This window comes from Bradyrhizobium sp. BRP22 (assembly GCF_020194175.1).
Lineage (GTDB): Bacteria > Pseudomonadota > Alphaproteobacteria > Rhizobiales > Xanthobacteraceae > Bradyrhizobium.
Genome location: NZ_JADYVX010000033.1, coordinates 70,459 through 93,101, shown reverse-complemented (window position 1 = coordinate 93,101; position 22,643 = coordinate 70,459). Strand labels below are relative to the sequence as shown.

Annotated in this window: 23 protein-coding genes; 11 read left to right on the top strand and 12 right to left on the bottom strand. The window is 63.1% G+C overall.

Annotated elements, in window-relative coordinates; genetic code table 11:
• Positions 1-220: 220 nt before the first annotated feature.
• Positions 221-706, top strand: a complete 486-nt coding sequence (locus I6F35_RS30980; RefSeq protein WP_225121426.1) for an MmcB family DNA repair protein — start codon at positions 221-223, stop codon at positions 704-706.
• A gap of 240 nt (positions 707-946) precedes the next feature.
• Here the strand turns inward: I6F35_RS30980 and I6F35_RS30975 are convergent, their stop codons facing one another.
• Together I6F35_RS30975 and I6F35_RS30970 are read right to left on the bottom strand one after the other, a co-directional pair.
• Positions 947-1,501 (bottom strand): ActR/PrrA/RegA family redox response regulator transcription factor, encoded by a 555-nt coding sequence (locus tag I6F35_RS30975; protein WP_027583039.1) that lies wholly within the window; start codon positions 1,499-1,501, stop codon positions 947-949.
• Between the two features lie 106 nt (positions 1,502-1,607).
• The gene (locus tag I6F35_RS30970; RefSeq protein WP_225121425.1) at positions 1,608-2,930 is read right to left on the bottom strand and encodes an ActS/PrrB/RegB family redox-sensitive histidine kinase; all 1,323 of its coding nucleotides are present in this window, start codon (positions 2,928-2,930) and stop codon (positions 1,608-1,610) included.
• 361 nt (positions 2,931-3,291) lie between these two features.
• Here I6F35_RS30970 and I6F35_RS30965 point away from each other — a divergent pair, with 361 nt between their 5' ends.
• The 4 genes from I6F35_RS30965 to I6F35_RS30950 all read left to right on the top strand — a co-directional run bounded on the left by I6F35_RS30965 (position 3,292) and on the right by I6F35_RS30950 (position 7,394).
• Entirely contained in the window at positions 3,292-4,086 is a 795-nt protein-coding gene (locus I6F35_RS30965; protein WP_225121424.1) for an ABC transporter ATP-binding protein, read from the top strand.
• Positions 4,083-4,901: an ABC transporter permease gene (locus tag I6F35_RS30960; protein ID WP_225121423.1), complete on the top strand. Its 819-nt coding sequence runs from the start codon at positions 4,083-4,085 to the stop codon at positions 4,899-4,901. Before I6F35_RS30965 ends, I6F35_RS30960 begins: the two co-directional genes overlap by 4 nt.
• Positions 4,902-5,027: 126 nt before the next feature.
• Entirely contained in the window at positions 5,028-6,356 is a 1,329-nt protein-coding gene (phaZ, locus tag I6F35_RS30955; RefSeq protein ID WP_225121422.1) for a polyhydroxyalkanoate depolymerase, read from the top strand.
• A gap of 198 nt (positions 6,357-6,554) precedes the next feature.
• Positions 6,555-7,394: a SprT family zinc-dependent metalloprotease gene (locus I6F35_RS30950; protein ID WP_225121421.1), complete on the top strand. Its 840-nt coding sequence runs from the start codon at positions 6,555-6,557 to the stop codon at positions 7,392-7,394.
• Positions 7,395-7,626: 232 nt separating this feature from the next.
• Here the strand turns inward: I6F35_RS30950 and I6F35_RS30945 are convergent, their stop codons facing one another.
• Entirely contained in the window at positions 7,627-9,843 is a 2,217-nt protein-coding gene (locus tag I6F35_RS30945; RefSeq protein WP_225121420.1) for a penicillin-binding protein 1A, read from the bottom strand.
• 138 nt (positions 9,844-9,981) lie between these two features.
• Here I6F35_RS30945 and I6F35_RS30940 point away from each other — a divergent pair, with 138 nt between their 5' ends.
• The gene (locus tag I6F35_RS30940) at positions 9,982-10,407 is read left to right on the top strand and encodes a DUF1330 domain-containing protein (protein ID WP_225121419.1); all 426 of its coding nucleotides are present in this window, start codon (positions 9,982-9,984) and stop codon (positions 10,405-10,407) included.
• A gap of 315 nt (positions 10,408-10,722) precedes the next feature.
• Here I6F35_RS30940 and I6F35_RS30935 read toward each other — a convergent pair whose 3' ends face one another.
• Both I6F35_RS30935 and I6F35_RS30930 read right to left on the bottom strand, forming a co-directional pair.
• A complete protein-coding gene (locus I6F35_RS30935; RefSeq protein ID WP_225121418.1) occupies positions 10,723-11,949 on the bottom strand; it encodes an ABC transporter substrate-binding protein in 1,227 nt (408 codons plus the stop codon).
• 169 nt (positions 11,950-12,118) lie between these two features.
• Entirely contained in the window at positions 12,119-12,481 is a 363-nt protein-coding gene (locus I6F35_RS30930) for a DUF1304 domain-containing protein (RefSeq protein WP_225121417.1), read from the bottom strand.
• Positions 12,482-12,565: 84 nt separating this feature from the next.
• Between I6F35_RS30930 and I6F35_RS30925 the strand changes: the two genes are divergently transcribed.
• Entirely contained in the window at positions 12,566-13,102 is a 537-nt protein-coding gene (locus I6F35_RS30925) for a methylated-DNA--[protein]-cysteine S-methyltransferase (protein WP_225121416.1), read from the top strand.
• Positions 13,103-13,202: 100 nt separating this feature from the next.
• Here the strand turns inward: I6F35_RS30925 and I6F35_RS30920 are convergent, their stop codons facing one another.
• The 3 genes from I6F35_RS30920 to I6F35_RS30910 all read right to left on the bottom strand — a co-directional run bounded on the left by I6F35_RS30920 (position 13,203) and on the right by I6F35_RS30910 (position 15,707).
• Positions 13,203-13,985 (bottom strand): alpha/beta fold hydrolase, encoded by a 783-nt coding sequence (locus tag I6F35_RS30920; RefSeq protein ID WP_225121415.1) that lies wholly within the window; start codon positions 13,983-13,985, stop codon positions 13,203-13,205.
• Positions 13,982-15,100: a DUF3182 family protein gene (locus I6F35_RS30915; protein ID WP_225121414.1), complete on the bottom strand. Its 1,119-nt coding sequence runs from the start codon at positions 15,098-15,100 to the stop codon at positions 13,982-13,984. The genes I6F35_RS30920 and I6F35_RS30915 overlap by 4 nt, the downstream gene beginning before the upstream one ends.
• Positions 15,101-15,227: 127 nt before the next feature.
• Positions 15,228-15,707, bottom strand: coding sequence for a MaoC family dehydratase (locus tag I6F35_RS30910; protein ID WP_225121413.1), 480 nt, complete (start codon positions 15,705-15,707; stop codon positions 15,228-15,230).
• Positions 15,708-15,923: 216 nt separating this feature from the next.
• Between I6F35_RS30910 and I6F35_RS30905 the strand changes: the two genes are divergently transcribed.
• The gene (locus tag I6F35_RS30905) at positions 15,924-16,838 is read left to right on the top strand and encodes a DMT family transporter (protein ID WP_225121435.1); all 915 of its coding nucleotides are present in this window, start codon (positions 15,924-15,926) and stop codon (positions 16,836-16,838) included.
• Positions 16,839-16,985: 147 nt separating this feature from the next.
• Here I6F35_RS30905 and I6F35_RS30900 read toward each other — a convergent pair whose 3' ends face one another.
• From I6F35_RS30900 to I6F35_RS30885, 4 genes are all read right to left on the bottom strand, one after another.
• Positions 16,986-17,573, bottom strand: coding sequence for a GNAT family N-acetyltransferase (locus I6F35_RS30900; protein ID WP_225121412.1), 588 nt, complete (start codon positions 17,571-17,573; stop codon positions 16,986-16,988).
• A 167-nt stretch (positions 17,574-17,740) separates the two neighbouring features.
• On the bottom strand, positions 17,741-18,013 hold the full coding sequence (rpmA, locus tag I6F35_RS30895) for a 50S ribosomal protein L27 (RefSeq protein ID WP_225121411.1): 273 nt from the start codon (positions 18,011-18,013) through the stop codon (positions 17,741-17,743).
• A gap of 122 nt (positions 18,014-18,135) precedes the next feature.
• Positions 18,136-18,519, bottom strand: coding sequence for a 50S ribosomal protein L21 (gene rplU, locus I6F35_RS30890; protein WP_225121410.1), 384 nt, complete (start codon positions 18,517-18,519; stop codon positions 18,136-18,138).
• Between the two features lie 309 nt (positions 18,520-18,828).
• Positions 18,829-19,344 (bottom strand): helix-turn-helix domain-containing protein, encoded by a 516-nt coding sequence (locus I6F35_RS30885; RefSeq protein WP_225121409.1) that lies wholly within the window; start codon positions 19,342-19,344, stop codon positions 18,829-18,831.
• Positions 19,345-19,535: 191 nt separating this feature from the next.
• Between I6F35_RS30885 and I6F35_RS30880 the strand changes: the two genes are divergently transcribed.
• The 3 genes from I6F35_RS30880 (at position 19,536) to I6F35_RS30870 (ending at position 22,643) form a co-directional block, all read left to right on the top strand.
• Positions 19,536-20,186, top strand: coding sequence for a 2-hydroxychromene-2-carboxylate isomerase (locus tag I6F35_RS30880; RefSeq protein ID WP_225121408.1), 651 nt, complete (start codon positions 19,536-19,538; stop codon positions 20,184-20,186).
• Between the two features lie 64 nt (positions 20,187-20,250).
• Positions 20,251-21,798, top strand: coding sequence for an AMP-binding protein (locus tag I6F35_RS30875; protein ID WP_346283220.1), 1,548 nt, complete (start codon positions 20,251-20,253; stop codon positions 21,796-21,798).
• Positions 21,799-21,905: 107 nt separating this feature from the next.
• Positions 21,906-22,643, top strand: a complete 738-nt coding sequence (locus tag I6F35_RS30870; RefSeq protein ID WP_225121406.1) for an SDR family oxidoreductase — start codon at positions 21,906-21,908, stop codon at positions 22,641-22,643.

Genomic DNA, 22,643 nt, shown 5'->3' with positions numbered 1-22,643 from the left:
AAAGCTCACCCACGGTTGTAGCCGGAGGGGGAAACGGGCGACATCGCCACGCGCTTTGGCCGGTGGCCACCGGCCAAAGCGCAAGTCGCTTCCATCGCACAAATCATGTCCGAGCAGATACAAGGGGAGAGACTGCAGAACGCGCGTGGCGACCTTTCGCGTAACGTAACGGCCTGCTCTCTGTATTGGGTCGCCGGGCAAAATCGGCTACGCTGTCGCCATGGAATCGTCCGCCCGTCACATCGCCCTTGTTCCGCCGACGGACCGTCGCCAGTCGGAGACGGCGCTTGCGATCGCGCGCGGAACGGCGCGGCTGCTGCGCTCGCTCGGGTTCTCCTGCATCAGCGAATTGCCGCTGCCGTCGGGACGGCGCGCCGATCTGGTGGCGCTGAACGAGCGCGGCGAAATCTGGATTGTCGAGATCAAGTCATCGATCGAGGATTTGCGCGCCGACCAGAAATGGCAGGACTATCGGGCGCATTGCGACCGGCTGTTCTTTGCCTTCACGCAGGATCTGCCGTGCGAGATCTTTCCCGCCGACACTGGCCTGATCATTGCCGACGCCTATGGTGCGCACCTGCATTGCGACGCGCCGGAGCACCGCCTGCCGGCGCCAACCCGCAAGCTGATGACGGTGCGCTTCGCAATCGCGGCCGCGCAGCGCTTCAACCGCCTGCTCGATCCGCAGGGGCATGCGGAGTTTTGAACGCCAGACCCTCATCCTGAGGAGCGGCGTCTTCGCCGCGTCTCGAAGGATGAGGTCACAGATGGAGCCTCATGGTTCTCCGAGCGATGCGCAGCATCGTCCGGAGACGGCGCTTGCGCGCCCCCTCACCATGAGGGGAAAGAGGGTAGGGTAGGCAAAGCGCAGCGTGCCCACCATCACAAGCGGTGCAGGAGAAGGTGGGCACGCTTCGCTTTGCCCACCCTGCCAATCAAGACAAAATCAACGCGGGGCGCGCTTTGCGAGAATTCGCTGCAGGGTGCGGCGGTGCATGTTGAGGCGGCGGGCGGTTTCGGAGACGTTGCGGTTGCACATCTCGTAGATGCGCTGGATGTGCTCCCATCGCACGCGGTCGGCCGACATCGGGTTGGCTGGAGGCTCGGATTTCTCGGTGCCGCTCGCGAGCAGTGCTGCGACGACATCGTCGGCGTCCGCGGGCTTCGAGAGATAGTCGATCGCGCCCATCTTCACCGCGGTCACGGCGGTGGCGATGTTGCCGTAGCCGGTGAGCACGATCGCGCGTGCATCGGGGCGCTTGCGCTTCAGCGCGGAGACGACGTCGAGGCCGTTGCCGTCGCCGAGCCGGAGATCGACCACTGCGAAGGCGGGCGCAGCCTTTCCGATCTGCGCGAGACCATCGGATACGGTATCGCAGGAAGTCACGGTGAAGCCGCGGGTCTCCATGGCGCGCGACAGGCGCTCCAGAAACGGCTTGTCGTCCTCGACGATGAGCAATGAGCGGTCGGCTTGATCGTTCAGTTCGGCGATGGCGTTCACGGTGTTGCTATCCCTGTATCCAATCCCAAACATATGGCGTGTGACTGCGGCGATGCCAAGGCCACCCGAAATCCACCGATTAATGCGTCAAATTGTCGAATTGTGTTCAGCCTATCATTTCGCCGGCGCCTTCGCTTGCTTCGAACACGCTGCGGGGCCACACGATCTGCACCACGGCGCCGTGATCGGGAAACACGCGATTGGTGAAGGTGACCTTGGCGCCGGTACGTTCCAGGAGCGTGCGCGCGATGAAAACGCCAAGACCAAGCCCTGTGCGGCCGTTTTGCGCCTCATCGGCGCTGCGGCGCCGCGACAAATAAGGCTCGCCGATCCGGTTCAGCATGTCAGGGGCGATGCCGGGGCCGTCGTCGGAAATGACGATTTCGACGGTGTCGACATTCCACCACGCATTCACCTCGACGGTCTGGTTGGCGAAATCCACCGCGTTTTCTAGGATGTTACCGACGCCATAGAGGATCGCGGGATTGCGGGCGCCCACCGGTTCCGTGGTGGCTGCGACAGCTAGCCGCACCTTGATCGCAACGCCGAAATCGCGGTGCGGTGCAACAGCCTCCTCGATCAGCGTCGACAGTTTCATGCGATCGAACGGCGCGCCGGTGGAGGAGAGCTGGGTGATCTTGCTCAAGATGTCGCGGCAGCGCTGCGCCTGCTCGCGCAGCGTCTTCAGGTCGGCGGCGAGTTGGCCGTCCTTCACAGTGCCCTCCAGTTCGCGCGAGATCAGGAAGATGGTCGAAAGTGGTGTGCCAAGCTCATGCGCGGCTGCGGCCGCAAGGCCGTCGAGCTGGGTCAGATGCTGCTCGCGCGCCAGCACCAGTTCGGTCGCGGCCAGCGCGTCGGAGAGCTTTCGCGTGTCCTCGGTGACCTGGAACGCATAGAGGCTGGTGACGCCGATCGCCAGCAGGATCGAGAGCCAGACGCCGAACAGATAGATCGGCGGCAGCACCAGCGGATCGTCGGTGTCCCAGGGCAGCGGGAAATGAAAGAACACCAGCGCGGAGGCGCAGGCGACGGCGAGACAGCCGAGCGCGATCGTCAGCCGGACCGGCAGCGCGGTGGCGGAAATCAGGACCGGTGCCAGGAACAGATACGAGAACGGGTTCTGCAGGCCGCCGGTCAGGAACAAGAGGCCGGCAAGCTCGACAATGTTGAGCGCAAGCAGCGCCGCGGCATAGATCGGCTCCAGCCGCTGCATCGGGTTGAACGCGATCTGCAGGGCGAGATTGAGCAGCGCCGACAGCGCGATGATGGCCAGGCAGGGAATGACGGGAACGTCGAATTCCAGGCCTTGCGCGACGATGAAGATCGCTGCGAGCTGGCCGAGCGCGGCGAGCCAACGTAACCGCAGGATCGTATCCAGACGAACATGGCGGCGCGGTTGGCGGAAATCGAGGGCTGCTACGTCGGTCATGGCGCTACTCTAGAGCAGGATGATTCCCGTTTGAACGGCGCGGCGGCCGTTTCCCACCTCTCCGGCGGGGAAGAGGAAGTGAGGGCGCGATCTCGATCCGACCACGTCTGGCGACGTCGCGGAGCGATCGTAAACACACGGCGCACAGTGCCGTAGCCCGGGTGAAGCGCCAGCGTAACCCGGGGCCGCTCGCAATACGGAGGCAGATGTCCCGGGTTACGCGTTCCGCTCCACCCGGGCTACACCCTAGTCTCACCGCGTTGTAGCCTCGCAGCAGCGCGATCACAAACTCGCTGCTCACAGCTTCGGCCGAACTACAAGTCTTGCGCGATCAGCCATGATGGCTCAATGAACGGCCGAAATGGATCAGATCGAGCAAAGACCGGCGCCAGCGCCCGTTTCCGATCCCGCGGCTTCGGCCGCGATCGACGTCGCGCATCTGGTGAAGGTCTACAAGGCCACCCGCGCGGTCGACGATGTCTCGTTCCGCATCGCGCGCGGCAGCATCACCGGGCTGCTCGGCGGCAATGGCGCCGGCAAGACCACCACGATCGCCATGATCATGGGGCTGGTGCTGCCGACCTCCGGCCGTATCCATGTGCTGGGCTTTCCGATGCCCGAACAGAGCGCCGAAGTGCTCGGGCGGATGAATTTCGAGAGCCCCTATGTCGACATGCCGATGCGGCTCACCGTGCGCCAGAACCTCACGATCTTCGGCCGGCTCTATGCCGTGAGCAATCTCGCTGATCGAATCGATCAGCTCGCCTCGGATCTCGATCTCCGCGACTTCATCGACCGCGCCAACGGCAAGCTTTCCGCCGGCCAGAAGACGCGCGTGGCGCTCGCCAAGGCGCTGATCAACGAACCTGACCTCCTGCTGCTGGACGAGCCGACCGCCTCGCTCGATCCCGACACCGCCGATTGGGTCCGGCAGCACCTGGAGAACTACCGCAGGAGCCACAATGCGACGATCCTGCTCGCCTCGCACAACATGCTGGAGGTGGAACGGCTGTGCGACCGCGTCATCATCATGAAGCGCGGCAAGATCGAGGATGACGACAGTCCCGACCGGATCATGGCCCGCTACAATCGCGATACACTGGAAGATGTGTTCCTGGACGTCGCCCGCGGCCGCACCCGGGAGGGCGCGACATGAGCGATATTGCCGTCCATCGGGGACTTTCGCTGAATCGCATCAATGCGATGGTACTGCGCTATTGGTACCTCTTGCTGTCGTCCTGGCCGCGATTGCTGGAGCTGGTCTACTGGCCGGCGCTGCAGATCATCACCTGGGGCTTCCTGCAGAATTATATCTCGCAGACCTCGGGCTTCTTCGCGCAAGCCGGCGGCACCCTGATCGGCGCCGTCATCCTGTGGGACATCCTGTTCCGTGGCCAGCTCGGCTTTTCCATCTCGTTCCTGGAAGAGATGTGGGCGCGCAACCTCGGCAATCTCATGATGAGCCCGCTGAAGCCGATCGAGTTCCTGATCTCGCTGATGATCATGAGCGTGATCCGGCTCACGATCGGCGTCGTCCCGATGACGCTGCTGGCGTTCTTTTTCTTCGGCTTCAACTTCTACGCCATCGGCCTGCCGCTGATCGCGTTCTTCTGCAACCTGATCTTCACGAGCTGGTCTGTCGGCATTTTCGCCTCCGGCCTCGTGCTGCGGAACGGGTTGGGGGCCGAGAGCATCGTCTGGACGATGATGTTCGCGCTGATGCCGCTTGCCTGCATCTACTATCCCGTCAGCGTATTGCCGCCCTGGCTGCAGATCATCGCGTGGATGCTGCCGCCAACCTACGTGTTCGAGGGCATGCGGGCGCTCTTGATCGACCACGTCTTCCGCACTGAGCTGATGGTTGATGCCCTGGTCATCAACGCGGTGCTGCTGGTTGCGTCATTTTCGATCTTTCTTGCCTTTTTGCGCAGCGCCAAGCGTAATGGCTCGCTGCTCAGCAGCGGTGAATAACCATCACTTTCTCGTGGATTTTCGCTTAGTTAGGGCTTTTCGAGGCTTAAATGGACCGATCGGTGCATTGACGCATTATTACGCATCCGACAGTATGCTGCGTCGCAAACAAGGATTTTGAAGCAAATGCCGATTGGTGAATTTGGCGGCGCCCCGCCGCTGGCGGCCGAAGGCAGTCCGGCGCTCACGACGCCACTGTACTGGATGTACGAGATGGCGCATGCCTCGCTCAATCCGGCACGCGCGGTCACCGACGCCACCAAGATCCTGTTTCAGAATCCGCTCAATCCGTGGACGCATACCGAAGTCGGCAAATCCCTCGCCGCCGCCTGCGAATTGTTCGAGCGCACCACCCGCCGCTACGGCAAGCCGGAATGGGGCCTCGACGAGACCGAGGTCAACGGCGTGCGCACGCTGGTCGAGGTCCGCTCGATCTGGGAAAAGCCGTTTTGCCGACTGCTCTATTTCGATCGCAAGCTCACCCGCCCCTTACGCGCGCCGCAGCCGCGTGTCCTGATCGTGGCGCCGATGTCGGGCCATTACGCGACACTGCTGCGTGGCACGGTCGAAGCCTTCCTGCCGACCCACGAAGTCTACATCACCGATTGGGCCGATGCGCGCATGGTGCCGCTGTCCGAGGGACGCTTCGATCTCGAGGACTATGTCGATTACCTCATCGAGATGCTGCATGTGCTGGGCGGCAACATGCATGTCATCGCGGTCTGCCAGCCCTCGGTGCCGGTCGTGGTCGCGGTCTCCGTGATGGAAGCGCGGCGCGATCCCTTCGTGCCGCTGTCGATGACGCTGATGGGCGGCCCGATCGACACCCGTCGCAATCCGACCGCGGTCAACCAGCTTGCCAAAGAGCGCGGCATCGAGTGGTTCCGCCACAATGTCATCTCCAAGGTGCCGTTCCCGCATCCTGGCATGATGCGCGATGTCTATCCGGGATTCCTGCAGCTCAACGGCTTCATCAGCATGAATCTCGACCGCCACATGGACGCGCACAAGGCGCTGTTCGCCAATCTGGTGAAGGGCGACGGCGATCTCGTCGACAAGCACCGCGAATTCTACGACGAATATCTCGCGGTGATGGATCTGACCGCCGAATATTATCTGCAGACCGTCGACCTCGTCTTCGTGAAGCATGCGCTGCCCAAGGGCGAAATGACCCATCGTGGCAATCCGGTCGATCCCGCCAAGATCCGGCGCGTGGCGTTGATGACGGTGGAAGGCGAGAAGGACGACATCTCCGGCCTTGGCCAGACCGAAGCGACGCATGGCTTGTGCACGTCGATCCCTGATCATCGCCGCGTTCACTACGTGCAGAAGGGCGTTGGACACTACGGTGTGTTCAACGGCTCGCGTTTCCGCGCCGAAATCGTGCCGCGCATCTCCGATTTCATGGTCTCAGCGGCCAGCACACGGCTTTCCCTGGTCGCAGCCGCTGAATAGCGGCGCGCCCAAGCCCGATTTGAGCGGGTTCGTAAGCCGCTGAATTGATTAAAAGAATCCGGATTCGGCGATCACTCAAGGAATGAGTTGAGAGTCGCTGCTTGGAGGGCGATTTCGGTCCGGCCCGGCCCGAATTTTTCGGGTTCCGACCGCAGTATATAGGGGTCAAATCAGAGGCAGCCTCTGTATATTGGGCAAATGATTTGTTTTTGCGCCGAGCGATTTCCCTGGCGGCGGATATGGCAGAATCCGGGCGAACTTCTCCTCCCCGGACTCTCAGAAATGGCTACTCGCGCGCTCCTTTATCGGCGGCCTGCCGAACCCTCGACTCTTCTCATCAAACACGGCTCCCAATATTTCGCGATCAGGCTGCGGCGGCATAGGCGCGCGCGTCGTTACACGCTCCGCATTCATCCGACCGACCGCGAAGCGATCCTCACGATGCCGCCACGCGGCACGATCGCCGATGCGCGCGACTTCGCGCAGCTCCATGGCGGGTGGATCGCCGCGCGTCTCGGCCGCCTGCCGAAGGCGGCGCCGTTTCAGCCCGGCACGGTGGTGCCGCTGCGCGGCGTGCCGCATCGGCTCGTGCATCGCGCCGGCGAGCGCGGCACCGTGTGGACCGAGATCCGCGACAGTGGCGAACGGATTTTGTGCGTGGCTGGCGAGCCGGAGCACATGGATCGCCGCGTGCACGACTTCCTCAAGCGCGAAGCGCGCAAGGATTTGCACAAGGCTTCGCTGGCCTATGCGGCGGAACTCGGCGTGCGCGTGCGCCGCGTCTCGATCCGCGACCAATCGAGCCGCTGGGGCTCCTGCACCTCGCACGGATCGCTGTCGTTCTCCTGGCGCCTGATCCTCGCGCCGCCTTACGTGCTCGACTATCTCGCCGCGCACGAGGTCTCGCACCTGGTCGAGATGAACCATTCGCTGCGGTTCTGGAAGACCGTCGGCCGGATCTGCTCGTCGGTCGATCGCGCCAAGACCTGGCTCGATACCTACGGCAACGACCTGCACCGTTACGGTATCGAGGATTGAGGTTTACTCGCTGTCATCGTCCGCGAAGGCGGACGATCCAGTATCCCACCGACGTTGGTGCTTATTCTGCGAGGCCGCCGCGTACTGGATGCCCCGCCTGCGCGGGGCATGACGGCCGGTGATGGCGGTTGCGCGGCTCTGTAGCCCGGATGGAGCGGAAGCGCAATCCGAGACCGGTCGTAAACGCGGATCGACCTGTCCCGGGTTACGCTTCGCTTCACCCGGGCTACGCTCAGCGGCCCCCGAACAGACGGTCGACCAGCCAGCCATCCAATCCCGCCGCTGCTTCCGGACGCGCATTCGGATTGGGCGGCGCCGAGGTGCGCGTCGGCGGCGGGCGATATTGACCGGCGGAAGGAACGGGTGCGGGCGGCGCGAGGGACTGCGGCGATGGCGGGCTGACCTGGGACGAGGCCTGCATCAGATTCGACAGCGCCCAGCCGACTTGCGAATTCGGCAGACTTGCGACCGGCACGCCCTGATGCGCCGAGCGCATGAAGCGGGTCCATACTTCCACCGGCAGGCCGCCGCCGGTCGCCTTCTTGGTCGGCGAATTGTCGTCATTGCCGAGCCAGACGCCGGTGACGAGATTGGCGGTGTAACCGATGAACCAGGCGTCGCGGAAATCCTGACTGGTGCCGGTCTTGCCCGCAGCGGTCCAGCCGGGGATTTCCGCCTTGCGCGCGGTGCCGGAGATCAGCGTCTCCATCATCATCGCGTTCATCATCGCGACGTAGCGCGGCTCGATCACTCGGGCGGGCTGGTCGGCGGGCCGGACATAGAGCAGCTTGCCCTTATTGGTGCGGATCTTCGTCACCACATGCGGCGAGACGGCCGTGCCGCCATTGGCAAAGGGTGCGTAGGCGCCGACCAGTTCGATCACAGAAACCTCGGACGTGCCGAGCGCGATCGAGGGGTTGGCGTCGAGCTTGGAAGAGATGCCGAGCCGGTGCGCGGTCCGCACCACGTTCTTCGGCCCGACCTCGAGTCCAAGCCGGACTGCCACCGTGTTGAGCGACATCGCCAGCGCCTGCGTCAGCGTCACCGAGCCGAAATATTCGTGGGTGTAGTTCTCCGGCTTCCAGCCCTTGATATCGAGCGGGGCATCGGTGCGGATCGTCTCCGGCGTCAGCCCGGCCTCGACTGCGGTGAGGTAGACGAACGGCTTGAATGCCGAGCCGGGCTGGCGCTTGGCCGTCACCGCGCGGTTGAACTGGCTCTCGGCATAGTTCCGTCCGCCCACCATGGCGCGCACCGCGCCATCGGGCGTCATTGCCACCAGTGCGCCCTGGGTGACGTTGAACTTCACGCTCTTGGCGGCGAGCTCGTCGATGATGGCGGCTTCGGCGACGTTCTGCAGCTTCGGATCGATCGTGGTCTCGACCACGATGTTCTGGTCGATCTGGCCGACGAGATCGTCGAGCACTTCGCCGATCCAGTCGGCGACGTAGTTCACGGTGCCGGCGCCGGCGGGCTTGACGTTGTAGGAGGGATGGCCGATCGAGGCCTTTGCCTGGGCCTCGGTGATGAACTTGGCGTCCGCCATCGCTGACAGCACGATCTGCGCGCGCTGCTCGGCGCCTTCAGGATTGCGGTTCGGCGCCAGCCGTGACGGCGATTTGACAAGGCCGGCGAGCATCGCCGCTTCTGCCAAGGTCACGTTCTTGGCGGACTTGCCGAAATAGCGCTGCGCCGCCGCCTCGACGCCATAGGCGCCGGAGCCGAAATAGACCCGGTTGAGATAGAGCTCCAAAATCTCGTTCTTGGAATGCTTGCGCTCCAGCCAGAGCGCGAGCTCGGCCTCCTGCAGCTTGCGCTGCAGGGTGCGCTCCTGCGTAAGGAACAGGTTTTTCGCGAGCTGCTGCGTCAGCGTCGAGCCGCCCTGCGACACGCCCCGATGCAGGATGTTGGTCACGGCCGCGCGAAAAATGCCGATCGGATCGATGCCGTAATGTGAGTAGAAGCGGCGATCCTCGATGGCGATGAAGGCTTTCGGCAAATACGGCGGCAGGTCTTTCAGCGCGATATTGGCGCCGGCCATTTCGCCGCGCTGTGCCAGCATGCTGCCGTCCATGCCGACGATCTGGATCGTCGGCGGGCGCTTGGGGATTTCCAGCGATTGGATCGGCGGCAGATGCGCGCCGACCCATACCACCACGCCGATCACCGCAATCGCCGCCCACAGGCCGAGGACGACGCCCCAATAGAAAAGACGGCCGATCCATGAGCCGCGGCGCGATTTCCGCCGTTTCCCGCCAGCTGGGGCAGGCTTGCGCTCGCGCGGCGGTTCCTCATCGCCACTGTTGCTGCTGCGCTTGGCGGATTTCTTCGGTCTTTCCTCGGGATTGGGGATGCGATCGGCCGGCGAGAGCCGCAAATCGGCGAGCGCGGCCGGAAGCCCGAATAGCGGCTCCTTGCGCCCGCCGCTCTTTTTCTGTCCCCATGCCATCCACAAACGCTGCTCACACGACGCTCCGCCGCACGCTAGCGTTCCCGGTTTAAGGCCCGGTTACGCAAAGCTTAACGCGGGATTAGGAGGTGAGGCAGCGCGTGGTAAGGAATGTGAAACGCAACGAGGGAGAGCCGCATGGGCCATATCGATCCGACCAAGGACGTGTTCGCGCAGTTCAGGGAGAACGATCGGCCGGGACCGATCCACATGCTCAATCTGGTTCGCCTGCGCGAATGGGCCGCCTATCCCGACGGCCGCAAGGCCACGGGCGCGGAAGCCTATGCGGCCTATGGCCGTGAAAGTGGGCCGGTGTTCGAACGACTCGGCGGCCGCATCGTCTGGCAGGGCCGTTTCGAATTGATGCTGATTGGACCGCAGGAGGAACGCTGGGACCACTGCTTCATCGCCGAATACCCAAGCGTCGCCGCCTTCGTCGAGATGATCCGCGATCCCGTCTATCGCGAAGCGGTGAAGCACCGCCAGGCTGCGGTGGAGGATTCGCGGCTGATCCGCCACGCCGTGCTGCCGGTCGGCAAGACGTTCGGCGAGATTCCGAAGTAAGCCACGAAGCCGTAGGCTTTGCCCACCCTCCGCGCTCAGCTAGAGCGTTTTCGAGCGAAGTGGACACCGGTTCGCGTGAAGAAAACGCGTCAAAACAAGAATCTAGAGCTTCGGTTCTGAATCAATCAGAACCGAAAATGCTCTAGACCCTCATGGTGAGGAGCGCGTAGCGCGTCTCGAACCATGAGGCCCCCGCCGGTGGCCTCGCCCTTCGAGACGGCCGCTCCGCGGCCTCCTCAGGGTGAGGGGATAGAGTAGATCAAAACAAATCGGCGACCCGGAGGCCGCCGATCGCGTGTCTTGCGAACTTCGTGACTAACCGGCCGGGCCGGCGTCCTCGAGGATCGGGCCGAACAGCTCCCAGCGCTCGCCGTTGAAGCGCATCATCTGGAGCTGCTTGTTGACGCGGTAATCGGTCGGCGAGGTATTGCCGACGATGCCGGGCAGCGACAGGTCGAGCTGGACGTTCTTGAGGCTGGAGGCCTGCTTCATCACGTTCTCGCGCGTCAGGTCGTCGCCGCACTGCTTCAGCACATGGATCAGGAGCTGCGCGGTCGAGTAGCCGTAGGTGTTGAAGTTTGAGTCCTTGTCGCCTTCCGGATAGTACTTCGCCATGAACTCGAAATACTTCTTCATGCCGGCGTCGTCCTTCCAGGTCGGATCGAGCGGATCCTTGCCGTAGTTGACGCTGATCACGCCCTTGGCGGCCTCGAGGCCGGCGGGCTTCATCACCGCGCCGACGGAGGTCGCGTTGATGTCGACGATCTGCACCGGCTTCCAGCCGAGCTCGGCGATCTTCTTGATCGCCTGCGCCGCCTGCTTCGGCGTCGAGGCGCTGAAGAACAGGTCGGTGCCGGCGTCCTTGATCTTGAGGATCTGCGAATCCACGGTCGGATCGGAGACCTCATAGGAAGCTTCGGCCACCACCATGCTGGCCGCCTTGTCGCCGAGGCCGGCCTTGATGCCGTTCAGGTAGTCTTTGCCGAGGTCGTCGTTCTGATAGAGGATGCCGATCTTGGCGGTCGGATGGTTCTTCAGAATGTATTGGCCGTAGATGCGACCCTCGACGAAATAGTTCGGGTTGAAGCCCATCGTCCACGGGAAGTTCTTGGGATCCGTGAACTTCGAGGCGCCGGTCGCGGCGAACAGCTGTGGCACCTTCTTGGAGTTGAGATATTTCTGGACCGCGGCATTGGACGGCGTGCCGATGATCTGGAAGGTCAGAAGCACCTCGTCGCTTTCGACCAGCTTGCGCACCTGCTCGACCGCTTTCGGCGGCGAATAGGCGTCGTCATACTGGATCAAATTGATCTTGCGCCCGTTCACGCCGCCCTGGTCGTTGATCATCTTGATATAGGCGGCCTGGGTCTTGCCGATCGAGGCATAGGCGGACGCGGGTCCGGAGAACGGCACGGTCTGGCCGACCTTGATCTCGGTGTCGCTTGCGCCGGGGTCGTATTTCTTCTGGGCATTGGCCGTTGAAACCGACACCGCCAGTAGCAGCGCCGTCCCTGTGACCAGATGCAAAAACCCGTTCCTCATTCGCAGCTTCCTCGTGTGTTGTGATTGTGCCGATGATCTTCTCCGCCGGATTTCGAGGCCCGTCGGATGCCATCGCTGGGCCGCGATAGTGGAGGAACCGTTGTTGCAATGCAAGGTGGAGTCGCGCCGAAAATCCGAGCGATTTCAGTCGACCAAAGTAGGGTGCTTGTTACGCAAGCCAGACCACGGTCAGCGCGAGCGCAGCCGGCGCCGCCTGAACGTAAAGGATCCGACGGCTGACGGTGGCAGCGCCGTAGATGCCAGCGACAATCACGCAGAGCAGGAAGAAAGTCTTGATCTGAAATGCGAAGCCCGGGTTGGCGTGAAGCAGGCCCCAGATCAGGCCAGCGGCCAGGAAGCCGTTATAGAGGCCCTGGTTGGCGGCCAGCACGGCCGACTCGGTGGCCTTCTCGATCGAGTTACGAAACGTCTTCAGGCCCAGCGGCCTGGTCCAGAGAAACATCTCCAGGATCAGGAAATAGATGTGCAGCGCGGCAACCACCGCGACCAGCAGGTTTGCGATCCAGAACATCTCGTCCCCCATCCCCGGAAACCGGGTGGACGCTAGCACGCCGCGGATCGAAGATGCGACCGTTCATCGATATCAGGAACGAGGATGCCTGTGCGCGACAAAGTAACGAAGCCGGCCGTAACGTTCGGCATCGATCGGCTGGAAACGCCGATCGGCGTGGCCTTGCTGGTCACCGATCATGGCGGCCTGCTGCGCGCGCTGGATTGGGAGGACTACGAGGCGCGCATGAAGGAGCTGTTGCGCCTGCATTATGGCGCGGTGGTTCTGAAACAGGCGCGTGCGCCGAAAGACATCCGCGCGGCGTTATCAGGCTATTTCAACGGCGATCTCGATCGCCTCGGCAGCATCCAATGGCGTGTCGCCGGCACGCCGTTCCAGCAGAAGGTCTGGAATGCGCTGGCTGGAATCCCCGTGGGCACGACGATGAGCTATGGCGCGATGGCGGCAAAGCTCGGCGCGCCCAACGCCCAGCGCGCGGTCGGCCACGCCAATGGCTCGAACCCGATCAGCGTCGTGCTGCCCTGCCACCGCCTGATCGGCGCCGATGGCGCGCTGGTCAAATATGGCGGCGGGCTCGAACGCAAGCGCTGGCTGCTCGAGCACGAGGGCGTATCTCTCTAGAGCATTGTCGGTTCTGATTGAATCAGAACCGAAGCTCTAGATTCTTGCTTTTGACGCGCTTTCTTCACGCGAACCGGTATCCACTTCGCTCGAAAACGCTCTAACTGATGACGTGAGGCGGCGTGGGTTGCGCTCGCGATTGGCCGGCGCCGCGCGATCCAAGCACCATTTCCGTGGTCCAATTCATCAGCAGCGAGGTGTAGGCGTGCTGATGCTCCGGCCGGGACAGCGCGTGATCCGCCCCGCTGATGATGCGATAGGTGAGCGAGTGAGCTCCGCTGAATGAGAACCGGTAGCTGAGAATCGTTTCATGCGGGATCAGGTCGTCGTGCTCGGACTCGACGATCAGCACGTCGCCACGGAACTGCGTGCAGGTCCGCAAGGCCCGATTGTCCCTCGGCGGCACAAAGCTTCGGCGGTAGGCAGCAAGCACCTGCCGGTCGAGTTGCCGCTTCGCAACGTTCCATTCGTCATCCCTGTAAAGGGCAGGGACACGAAACGCCAGCCAGCGCACCGCCCTCTGCGAGGTCAGAAGCGCGGCCAGATAGGCGCCATAGCTGCTGCCGACGACGGCGATCGCCGAACGGTCGACCGCGGGATGCCGTACCAGCGCATCATAGGCCGCGACGAGGTCGTTGAGGTTCTGCTCGCGGGTGACGCTTTCGAATTGAGATTTCGTTCCGGCATGGCCGCGCAGGTCGAAGGTCAGGCAAATGCATCCAAGCGCCGCGATTTCTCGCGCACGAACCAGGTCGGTTTCCTGGCTTCCGCCCCAGCCGTGGACAAACAGGATGCCCGGAAATGAACTCGCCGGAGTTAGCACCGTGCCTGCCAGATGCTGATCCTCGACCTTGATTTCAATCGGCGTTTGCTCTGGATTCATGCGTTACGTAGATGCGCGTATTTGGTGATTGGCCCGATCTGTTCGTCGACACCTTCAAAGTAGATGATCGCGTTCGCCGGCTTCGGCGGGCAGGTTCCATACGCCTCGACCGACGACACTTCGACAATCTTCAAATCTGGAACAGCGGCAAAGGCTTCCAGCGCGGTGATCTCGGCCGGCGTTGCTCCGCCAATCCGCCACGACTGTTCAAGAACGCCGGAACAACGTCCTCCGGTCGCCGACGTTCCGCAAATGATGTCGTAGTTCCTGCGCGACGCGATGATCTCCGGAAAATGGCGCCTGGCGGCGGCGTCATAGCGCTGGGCCTGGGCGATCGCAGTCCGCAGTTCGCCCGGCGGGTCACTCACCCTTACGAGGTCGTCGAAGTCGCCACGGACGACCGAAAGATCGGAGCCTCCGTAAGCGGTCTGCCCGAAATTGTCGTGGACGAGATTCTGTACGCCGTAGTAGCTCGCGAGCAGCCCTTCGAGCCTGATCTGTCCGACGCTGTAGGTGATCGGCGCAGCCAGATCCTCTTCGAGGACCAGCCCGAATCGCGAAAGCTGCGCCTGATCGAGCTTTTCCAGAACCGCTTCGACTTCGGAAGCACTGCGTATCACCGATTGACCGCGTCCGCCGGTCGCCTTCACGGGCTTGATCCGGACCGGCCCTTCGCGAAGCAGACAGCGCATCGCGGCTCGTGCATCTTCGATGCAGAAAGCCGTATATCCCCGCGGGACAATGTCGCACACCTCCGTCGCGAACGCGGGCGACCAGTTCGCGGGCGATGAAGCACGCTCCGAGGTCAAGCCGTGGGTTATGGCTTTGGTCCCGATGAATCCGTGGGGCACTACACCGCCGAACAGATCATCTTCTGCGAAAATGCCGAGCTCGCGCGCAAGGTCAATTCCGACGATCGTGTCGGTCGGCAGGAAGTACGGCCGATCCGGATAATAAGAGGCGCTATCGAACTGCCCGCCGAAGCTGCCGCCCTTGAGCGCCGCGATCCGCTTGGCAATCCTGATGTGAGCAACCCTTTCGTGAGTCGCGCAAAAGCGCGTGCCGGGTGGCGTATAAACGACAACTGTCCTTTTGCTGGAAGCTTCGTTTGTCATACAGACTGGCCAAATCCCTGTCTCACCAAGTCTCGTTGAAGTTGCGCCCGTGGTGGCGCCTGCACGTCATGGAACGCCACCGGGACCGGCGTGTTCCGCGACACTTCAATGACAGGCTCAGGAGGCGTTAGCCGGGCCGGCGGCGGATCAGGAATTTCTGCATGCCTTCGAGCACCAATTCGCGGTGCTGGTTGAAGACGGTGGAGCGCAGCGTCACCACGCCGGTGGTGCGGCCGGGCACGAGCTCCGTCACTTCGAGCGCGGGATAGATGGTGTCGCCGGCATAGACCGGCTTCAGGAAGCGGCTCGACTGTTCGAGAAAGCCGATCATGGATTCCTCGACCAGGAAGGGAAACAGCCCGGCGCCGGGTGCGGTGTGGATCAGGGTCTGGAAGCCGTGTGCGAGCAGGTGCGGCATGCCGCGCGCGCGGCAATATTCGACGTCATAGTGGATCGGATGGGTATCGCCGCTGGCGGTCTGGAACGCCGCGAACACGGCCTCGGTCTGGGTCCGGCTCGGGATCACGAAGCGCTCGCCCAGGGTGAAGTCTTCGAACCAGCGCTGTGCTTGCACCATGCGATGGCGGCCGGGGTCGAAGTCGGTCATATCTCGGGGTTTCCTCGGATCGTGGTCTTGTTCACTTCACCGCTACCGCAGCAGGGTCGCTGCGACAATCCGTGCAATTCGTCGGCTCCGGGCTTGTCCCGGACATCCACGTCTTTAAAACGGGCCGACAACGGCGCGGATGGCCGGGCGCCGGCGTGAAGATGCGCTTGGCGGCTCTGCCCGGCCATGACGACAGCAAGAAACATCGCCCGCCTGATGACCCTGTTCGCAAAACTCTCGGCCTATGATGATCGCTCCGCCCGGCTTGCCGGCATTGCCCTGATGCTGCTGTCGATCTTCATGTTCTCTTTCGGCGATGCGATGGGGAAATTCCTTGTCGCGACCTATTCGGTCGGACAGTTGTTGTGGCTGCGCGCCTGCGCGGCGCTGGTCGTGCTGCTGCCGATCATCTGGAAGCAGCGCGCGGAGTTCTTCCGTCTCGAGCGCCCCTGGCTGCAATTGCTGCGGGTGACGCTGTCGACGGTCGAGGTCGCCGCCTTTTTTCTTGCGACCGTCTATTTGCCGCTTGCCGACGTCATCACCTATTACCTCGCCGGTCCGATCTTCGTCACGGCGTTGTCGGGCCTGCTGCTGGGCGAAGAGATCGGCTGGCGGCGCTGGAGCGCAATCCTGGTCGGCTTCTGCGGCGTGTTGATCGCGCTCAGGCCATCGGCGCAAACCGTGAGCTGGCCGGCGATGATCGCGCTCGGCGGCAGCCTGTCGTTCGCCGTTCTGATGCTGATCACGCGCTCGCTGCGCGCCACGCCCGATATCGTGCTGGCCTCGTCGCAGTTCGGCGGCACGTTCCTGCTCGGCGCCGTGCTGTCGCCCTTCGGCTGCGTGACGCCGGATGCCGGCAGCCTTGCCATCTTCTTCGTCGCCGGCATTACGTCGGTCGTTGCGCTGCTCTGCGTCAACCGCTCGCTGAAGCTGGCGCCGGCAAGCGTCGTGGTGCCCTACCAGTATTCGATGATCGTCTGGGCCGTGATCTTCGGCTTCGTCGTGTGGGGTGACGTGCCGTCCTGGGCCACCATTGTCGGCGCCGCGATCATCATCGCCGCCGGGCTCTACATCTTCCTGCGCGAGCAGAAGCTGGGGCGGGAGGAGCCGGTGGTGAGCCCGCCGGTGTAGCCTCAAGGTATCATGTCGTCCCGGGCTTGACCCGGGACCCATGACCACCAGCATTAGAGCATGATTGCTCGCGCCACGACGACTTCCTGTGGTTATGGGTCCCGCTTTCGCGGGGACGACGAGGGGTGATTGCGGCGAGTGGGTGCCTCACCGCCGTGTCGATGAGCCCCAGTTCTTCAGCGATGACCAGACGCCGCGCGACAGGCGGAAGCAGTCGACCGGGGTGGAGGAGCCGAGCGCCTCGAAGCGGTGCAGCTCGACGCCGCTCCACTGGAAGCCGCACTTCTCCAGGATGTTGCGCGACGACGGGTTGGCGACGCGGGCGCCGGAGAACAGGTAGCAGTGGTCGAACTCCTCGAAGAAGTAGTCGATCACCGCGCGCGCGGCCTCGGTGCCAAAGCCCTGGCCCCAATGCTCGACGCCGAGCCAGTAGCCGAGCTCCGGCGCGTCAGGCTCGCGCCAGTTGATGCCGACCATGCCGATCGGCGCGGAGCTGTTCTCGATCAGGAATACGGTCTCGCCCGTGTCAGCGAGCGCGCGTACGAATTCGACCGCATGGTCCTGGGAATAAGGATGCGGCAGGCGACGGGTATTCTCCGCAATGCGGCGATCGTTGGCGAGATGCGCAATTGCTTTTACGTCCGCGAGCGTCGGCTTGCGCAAGCTCAGCCGTTCGGTCTCGAGGACGCAACCTCTCGACTCTCGCAATATCGGGGTCGGGATATCCTGCAGCATGTCGGGCTCCTGTGATGCGAAAACGGTACGCTACGTTTCGATCGTCGCGCGCGGCCCCATGTGGGACACGCGCAAGAGAAAGGGGAGGCCGGTATCCCGCCTCCCCTTGGAGCCTTTTTGAGCCCCGCCGGTTCAACAGGATCCGGCGGACTCATATCGTCCACCGTCTATTCGGCTGCAGCCTCGACCACCGGAATCACCGATACGAAGGTGCGGCCATTGCCTTTGGCGCGGAACTCCACACGACCTTCGACCTTGGCGAAGAGGGTATGATCGGTTCCCATGCCCACATTAAGGCCCGGATGCCAGGTGGTGCCGCGCTGACGCGCGATGATGTTACCGGGAATCACGAGTTCGCCGCCGAACGCTTTGATGCCAAGGCGCTTGCCCTTGGAATCACGTCCGTTTCGCGATGAACCGCCTGCTTTTTTGTGAGCCATGGCTCGTCTCCAACTGCAGTAATCTCTAGATCAATTCCTTGACGGAATCATTTCACTTTTTGTCACGCTTCAACTTTTGATGCGTGACAATCACAACTCTCCAACGCGGCCTTCTTGAAGGCTTACGCAGCGTCCTCGGTGGGCGCTGCAGCAACCTTTTCCTTCTTCGGCCGCGGGCCGATCGTCGGCTTCGCGTTGTCGGTCAGGATCTCGGTGATCCGCAGCACCGTCAGCTCGTCGCGATAGCCGCGCTTGCGGCGCGAATTCTTGCGGCGGCGCTTCTTGAACGCGATCACCTTCGGACCACGCTTGTGCTGCAGCACCTCGGCTGCGACCGTTGCGCCGGCCACCGTCGGCATGCCCAGGACCGGCGTCTCGCCGCCGACCACCAGAACTTCGCCAAGCTGCACGATCGTGCCGACATCGCCGGCGATCTTGCCAATCTCGAGAACATCATCCGGAACGACGCGGTACTGCCGGCCGCCGGTTTTGATGACTGCGAACATCGTTTGATTCCTTCGTGTTCGATCCCGTCCTCAGGGGGATGCCCCGGGCCGGCTTCTTGTTCAGTCGCTATGGGTTACGATTTTCGCGCGGTGTGGGACAGGTCCCGGAATTCGCGCAAAAACAAGCGGCGCGAGAAATCCCACGCCGGATTGGCCGCCGTTATAGCGGCCAAGCGCCAGGAGTCAAGGCAAACGAACCGAAAACCGACCCAAAATGAAGGATTTGGAGCGATTTCAGCCCGGTTTTGAGGGTTTCACTCTCCCGCTCGCGGCCCTCTCCAGCAAGCGGGAGAGGGAGCGCACCTCCAGTTACGTCCCGGTCTTCGCTTTCGCCTTCGGCTCATCCGCGGCCATGGCGTGCACCGGAGAGGTCTGGCGTGCGCCGGGGCCGGGATGGACATGGACGGCCTTGGCCGTCAGCGGCTCGCCGCATTCCGAGCAGACCATCACGGGATCGAACATGTGCCCGCAGTTCTTGTGCTGATGCAGCATCGGACGGCCGCGCGAATCGACCATGTGGACGTTGCCCCAGTGCACGATCGACATGATGATCGGATAGAGGTCGAGACCCTTCTGCGTCAGGATGTATTCGTAGCGCTTCGGCGAGTCCTGGTAAGGAATCCGGCGCAGCACGCCGAAGCGCACCAGCTTCTTCAGCCGCTCGGCGAGCAGATGGCGGGTGATGCCGAGCGAGGACTGGAACGCCTCGAACCTCCGCTTGCGAAGGAAACATTCGCGCAGGATCAAGAGGCTCCAGCGGTCGCCGATCACGGCCACCGTGCGGGCCAGTGAGCACGGCTCCTCTTCAAGCGTGTCCCATTTCATCAATGTCTCCAGTCACCTGCAGTCGGCGCAGCGGGATTCATTCTAATTCGGCACTGAGGAGTGTTCAACCGCTTGTGTGCCGACCGTTACTGCCGCGCGCTATCCGCTATTGACAGTTCTAAAATAGAACTTTAAAGCCGAGATCGCAACCGATCGCGGCAACGGCCGCGTGGCACAACGAAAGGCGATCGATGGCTGCTCCGCTCAAGGTCGAGTTTCACTTCGATTTCGGCAGCCCGAACGCCTATCTCGCCGAGCTCGTCCTGCCGGGAATCGAAAAGCGCACCGGTGTGAAGTTCGACTATGTCCCGGTGCTGCTTGGCGGCGTCTACAAGGCGACCGGCAACATGTCGCCGTTCGACTCGCTGCGCGGGATCAAGAACAAGCCCGAATACAACACGCTCGAAACCGAGCGCTTCCTGCGACGCTACAACATCACGAAGTTCAAGCAGAACCCGTTCTTTCCGGTGAACACCCTGATGCTGATGCGCGGCGTCATCGCCGCCGAGCTCGAGGGATTGTTCGAGCCCTATTTCCGTGCGGCCTACCATCACATGTGGGTCGAGCCGAAGAAGATGGACGATCCGCAGATCTTCCGCGACGCGTTCCTCTCCTCCGGTGTCGACATCGACCGCGTGCTCGCCCGCATCCAGCAGGACGAGGTCAAGAAGAAGCTGATCCAGAACACCGGGAATGCGGTGGCGCGCGGCGAGTTCGGTTCGCCGACCTTCTTCGTCGGCGACGAGATGTTCTTCGGCAAGGATCGCGTGCGCGAGGTCGAGGAAGAAATCGTCGCGCAGCTTGCCGCAGCGAAAGGCTGCGCGAGGCGGCAGGGACTCTGAGCAAACCAGTTCACGACAAGACCCGGAACAAGGGCTGTAGCAGCGGGAGGTGGCATTGACGACAGTGGAGCAGGCGGCCCCGGCGGCCGAAATTCTGGCAAGTCTGCCGAACCGGATCCATGAAGTGATCGATCGGCACGTCGCGGCGACGCCGGACCGCACGGCACTGATCGATGACAACGGAAGCCTGACCTATCGCGAACTCGACCGCGCCATCGGCGGTACCGCGGACGCCCTGCGTGCGCTTGGCGTCCGCGGCGGCGATCGCATGATGATCGTCAGCGAGAATTCGATCCCGCTCGCCTGCCTGCTGTTGGCCGCGAGCCGGCTCGATGCCTGGGCGATCGTGGCCAACCCGAGGCTGTCGCCGCGCGAACTGGACCAGATCCGGGATCACAGCGGCGCGCGCCGCGCCTTCTTCACCGCCGATGTCTCCAGGGAAGCGGCCGCACATGCCGTGCGCTACGAGGCTCCGGTGCAGGATGTCGGCCCGCTCTATGGCATCGGCGTGTCCGCGCTGAATGAGATGACCTCGCCCGAGCCGGTCGAACCCGGCGGCGCCAGCCAGGTCGCCGTGCTCATCTATACCTCGGGCACCACGGGCACGCCGAAAGGCGTGATGCTGACGCACCGCAATCTCCTGTTCAGCGCCAAGACCACCGCGGCGCTGCGCAACATGACGTCGGACGACGTGCAGTACTGCGTGCTGCCGATCTCGCACATCGTCGGCATCTCGCTGCTGACGATGACATTGATGACAGGGGCCGCGGTCCGCCTGGTCGCGAAATATGATCCGGCGGCGCTGGTGCAGGCGATGGCGGAAGAAGGCATCACCATCCTGAACGGCGTTCCCGCCACCTATCAGCGCCTGCTCGAATACAAGCGGACGTCGGGCCTGTCGAAATTGAACCGAGGCGCGCTGCGCGTGATCTCAGTCGCCGGCGCGCCGCTCGATCTCGACCTGAAATCGCGGGTCGAACAGGAACTCGGGCTGCCGCTGCTCAACGGTTACGGCATCACCGAATGCTCGCCCGGAATTTCCGGCGTTCGCCCGGAGGCGCCGCGAGACGACCATGCAGTCGGCACGCTGCTGCCCGGTCTCGAGGCCCGGATTGTCGGCCGCGATGGCCGGCTCGTGGCCGACGGCGAGGTCGGCGAGCTCCATGTCCGCGGCGCCAATGTCATGCGCGGCTATTATCGCGCGCCCGATCTCACCGCGAAGGCGATCGACCCTGACGGCTGGTTCAACACCGGCGATCTCGCGCGTTTTGAAGGTGACTGCCTGTTCATCGTCGGCCGCACCAAGGAGATGATCATCCGCTCCGGCTTCAACGTCTATCCGGCCGAGATCGAGGCGGTGCTCTCGACCCATGACGCCGTGGTGCAGTGCGCCGTGGTGGGACGGCCGGTCGAGGGCAATGAGGAAGTGGTGGCGTTCGTGCAGTTGCTGCAGGGCTCAAAGGCGACGGCGCAGGACCTGATGGCGCATGTGGCGCCGCAGCTCACCTCCTACAAGCGGCCGTCGGAGATCATCCTGCTCGACGCGCTGCCGGCGACCTCGACGGGCAAGATCCTGAAGCACAAACTCGCGGAGTCGCTGCGGACCTCCTAGAGCATGATCCGGAAAAGTGGAAACCGGTTTTCCGAAAAGATCATGCTCAAACAAAAAGCAGCGCCACCGAAAGTCAATTCATTGCAACCAGCAGTCGGGAGAGGCCAATGCAGAAGAGAAATGCGACGGCGGCGGTCATCGGGGCCGGCGATTTTATCGGCGGCGAGATCGCCAAGAAATTTGCGTCCGAAGGTTTCACGATCTTCGCCGGGCGCCGCAACGGCGCCAAGCTCGAACCTCTGGTGAAGGAGATCGAGGCGGCCGGCGGCGAGATCCATGCTCGCTCGCTCGATGCGCGGAAGGAGGAGGAGATCATCTCCTTCCTCAACGACGCCGACAAGCACGCGCCGCTCGAAGTCTGCATCTTCAACATCGGCGCCAACGTCAACTTCCCGATCCTGGAGACCACCGAGCGCGTGTTCCGCAAGGTCTGGGAAATGGCCTGCTATTCCGGTTTCCTCGCCGGGCGCGAGGCGGCCCGGCTGATGCTGCCGCGCGGCCAGGGCAACATCTTCTTCACCGGCGCGACGGCATCGCTGCGCGGTGGGTCGGGCTACGCGGCTTTCGCCAGCGCCAAGTTCGGCCTGCGCGCGGTGGCGCAGGCGATGGCGCGTGAACTCGGGCCGAAGAACATCCATGTCGCCCATCTCATCATCGACTCCGGCGTCGACACCGAATGGGTGCGGCAGCGGCGCTTAGAGGCCCTCGGCCCCAACGCGCTCGACAATCCCGATCTATTGATGCCGCCGGCGTCGGTCGCGGCCTCCTATTGGCAGCTCTACCAGCAGCCGAAGAGCGCCTGGACGTTTGAGCTGGAAATCCGCCCGTTCGGCGAGAAGTGGTAA

Bases quoted from the DNA above. Each gene is read 5' to 3' on its own strand.
- I6F35_RS30980 (WP_225121426.1), top strand. From the start codon at position 221: ATGGAATCGTCCGCCCGTCACATCGCCCTTGTTCCGCCGACGGACCGT.
- I6F35_RS30970 (WP_225121425.1), bottom strand. From the start codon at position 2,930: ATGACCGACGTAGCAGCCCTCGATTTCCGCCAACCGCGCCGCCATGTT.
- I6F35_RS30965 (WP_225121424.1), top strand. From the start codon at position 3,292: ATGGATCAGATCGAGCAAAGACCGGCGCCAGCGCCCGTTTCCGATCCC.
- I6F35_RS30960 (WP_225121423.1), top strand. From the start codon at position 4,083: ATGAGCGATATTGCCGTCCATCGGGGACTTTCGCTGAATCGCATCAAT.
- phaZ (WP_225121422.1), top strand. From the start codon at position 5,028: ATGCCGATTGGTGAATTTGGCGGCGCCCCGCCGCTGGCGGCCGAAGGC.
- I6F35_RS30950 (WP_225121421.1), top strand. From the start codon at position 6,555: ATGATTTGTTTTTGCGCCGAGCGATTTCCCTGGCGGCGGATATGGCAG.
- I6F35_RS30945 (WP_225121420.1), bottom strand. From the start codon at position 9,843: ATGGCATGGGGACAGAAAAAGAGCGGCGGGCGCAAGGAGCCGCTATTC.
- I6F35_RS30940 (WP_225121419.1), top strand. From the start codon at position 9,982: ATGGGCCATATCGATCCGACCAAGGACGTGTTCGCGCAGTTCAGGGAG.
- I6F35_RS30935 (WP_225121418.1), bottom strand. From the start codon at position 11,949: ATGAGGAACGGGTTTTTGCATCTGGTCACAGGGACGGCGCTGCTACTG.
- I6F35_RS30930 (WP_225121417.1), bottom strand. From the start codon at position 12,481: ATGTTCTGGATCGCAAACCTGCTGGTCGCGGTGGTTGCCGCGCTGCAC.
- I6F35_RS30925 (WP_225121416.1), top strand. From the start codon at position 12,566: ATGCCTGTGCGCGACAAAGTAACGAAGCCGGCCGTAACGTTCGGCATC.
- I6F35_RS30920 (WP_225121415.1), bottom strand. From the start codon at position 13,985: ATGAATCCAGAGCAAACGCCGATTGAAATCAAGGTCGAGGATCAGCAT.
- I6F35_RS30915 (WP_225121414.1), bottom strand. From the start codon at position 15,100: ATGACAAACGAAGCTTCCAGCAAAAGGACAGTTGTCGTTTATACGCCA.
- I6F35_RS30910 (WP_225121413.1), bottom strand. From the start codon at position 15,707: ATGACCGACTTCGACCCCGGCCGCCATCGCATGGTGCAAGCACAGCGC.
- I6F35_RS30905 (WP_225121435.1), top strand. From the start codon at position 15,924: ATGACCCTGTTCGCAAAACTCTCGGCCTATGATGATCGCTCCGCCCGG.
- I6F35_RS30900 (WP_225121412.1), bottom strand. From the start codon at position 17,573: ATGCTGCAGGATATCCCGACCCCGATATTGCGAGAGTCGAGAGGTTGC.
- rpmA (WP_225121411.1), bottom strand. From the start codon at position 18,013: ATGGCTCACAAAAAAGCAGGCGGTTCATCGCGAAACGGACGTGATTCC.
- rplU (WP_225121410.1), bottom strand. From the start codon at position 18,519: ATGTTCGCAGTCATCAAAACCGGCGGCCGGCAGTACCGCGTCGTTCCG.
- I6F35_RS30885 (WP_225121409.1), bottom strand. From the start codon at position 19,344: ATGAAATGGGACACGCTTGAAGAGGAGCCGTGCTCACTGGCCCGCACG.
- I6F35_RS30880 (WP_225121408.1), top strand. From the start codon at position 19,536: ATGGCTGCTCCGCTCAAGGTCGAGTTTCACTTCGATTTCGGCAGCCCG.
- I6F35_RS30870 (WP_225121406.1), top strand. From the start codon at position 21,906: ATGCAGAAGAGAAATGCGACGGCGGCGGTCATCGGGGCCGGCGATTTT.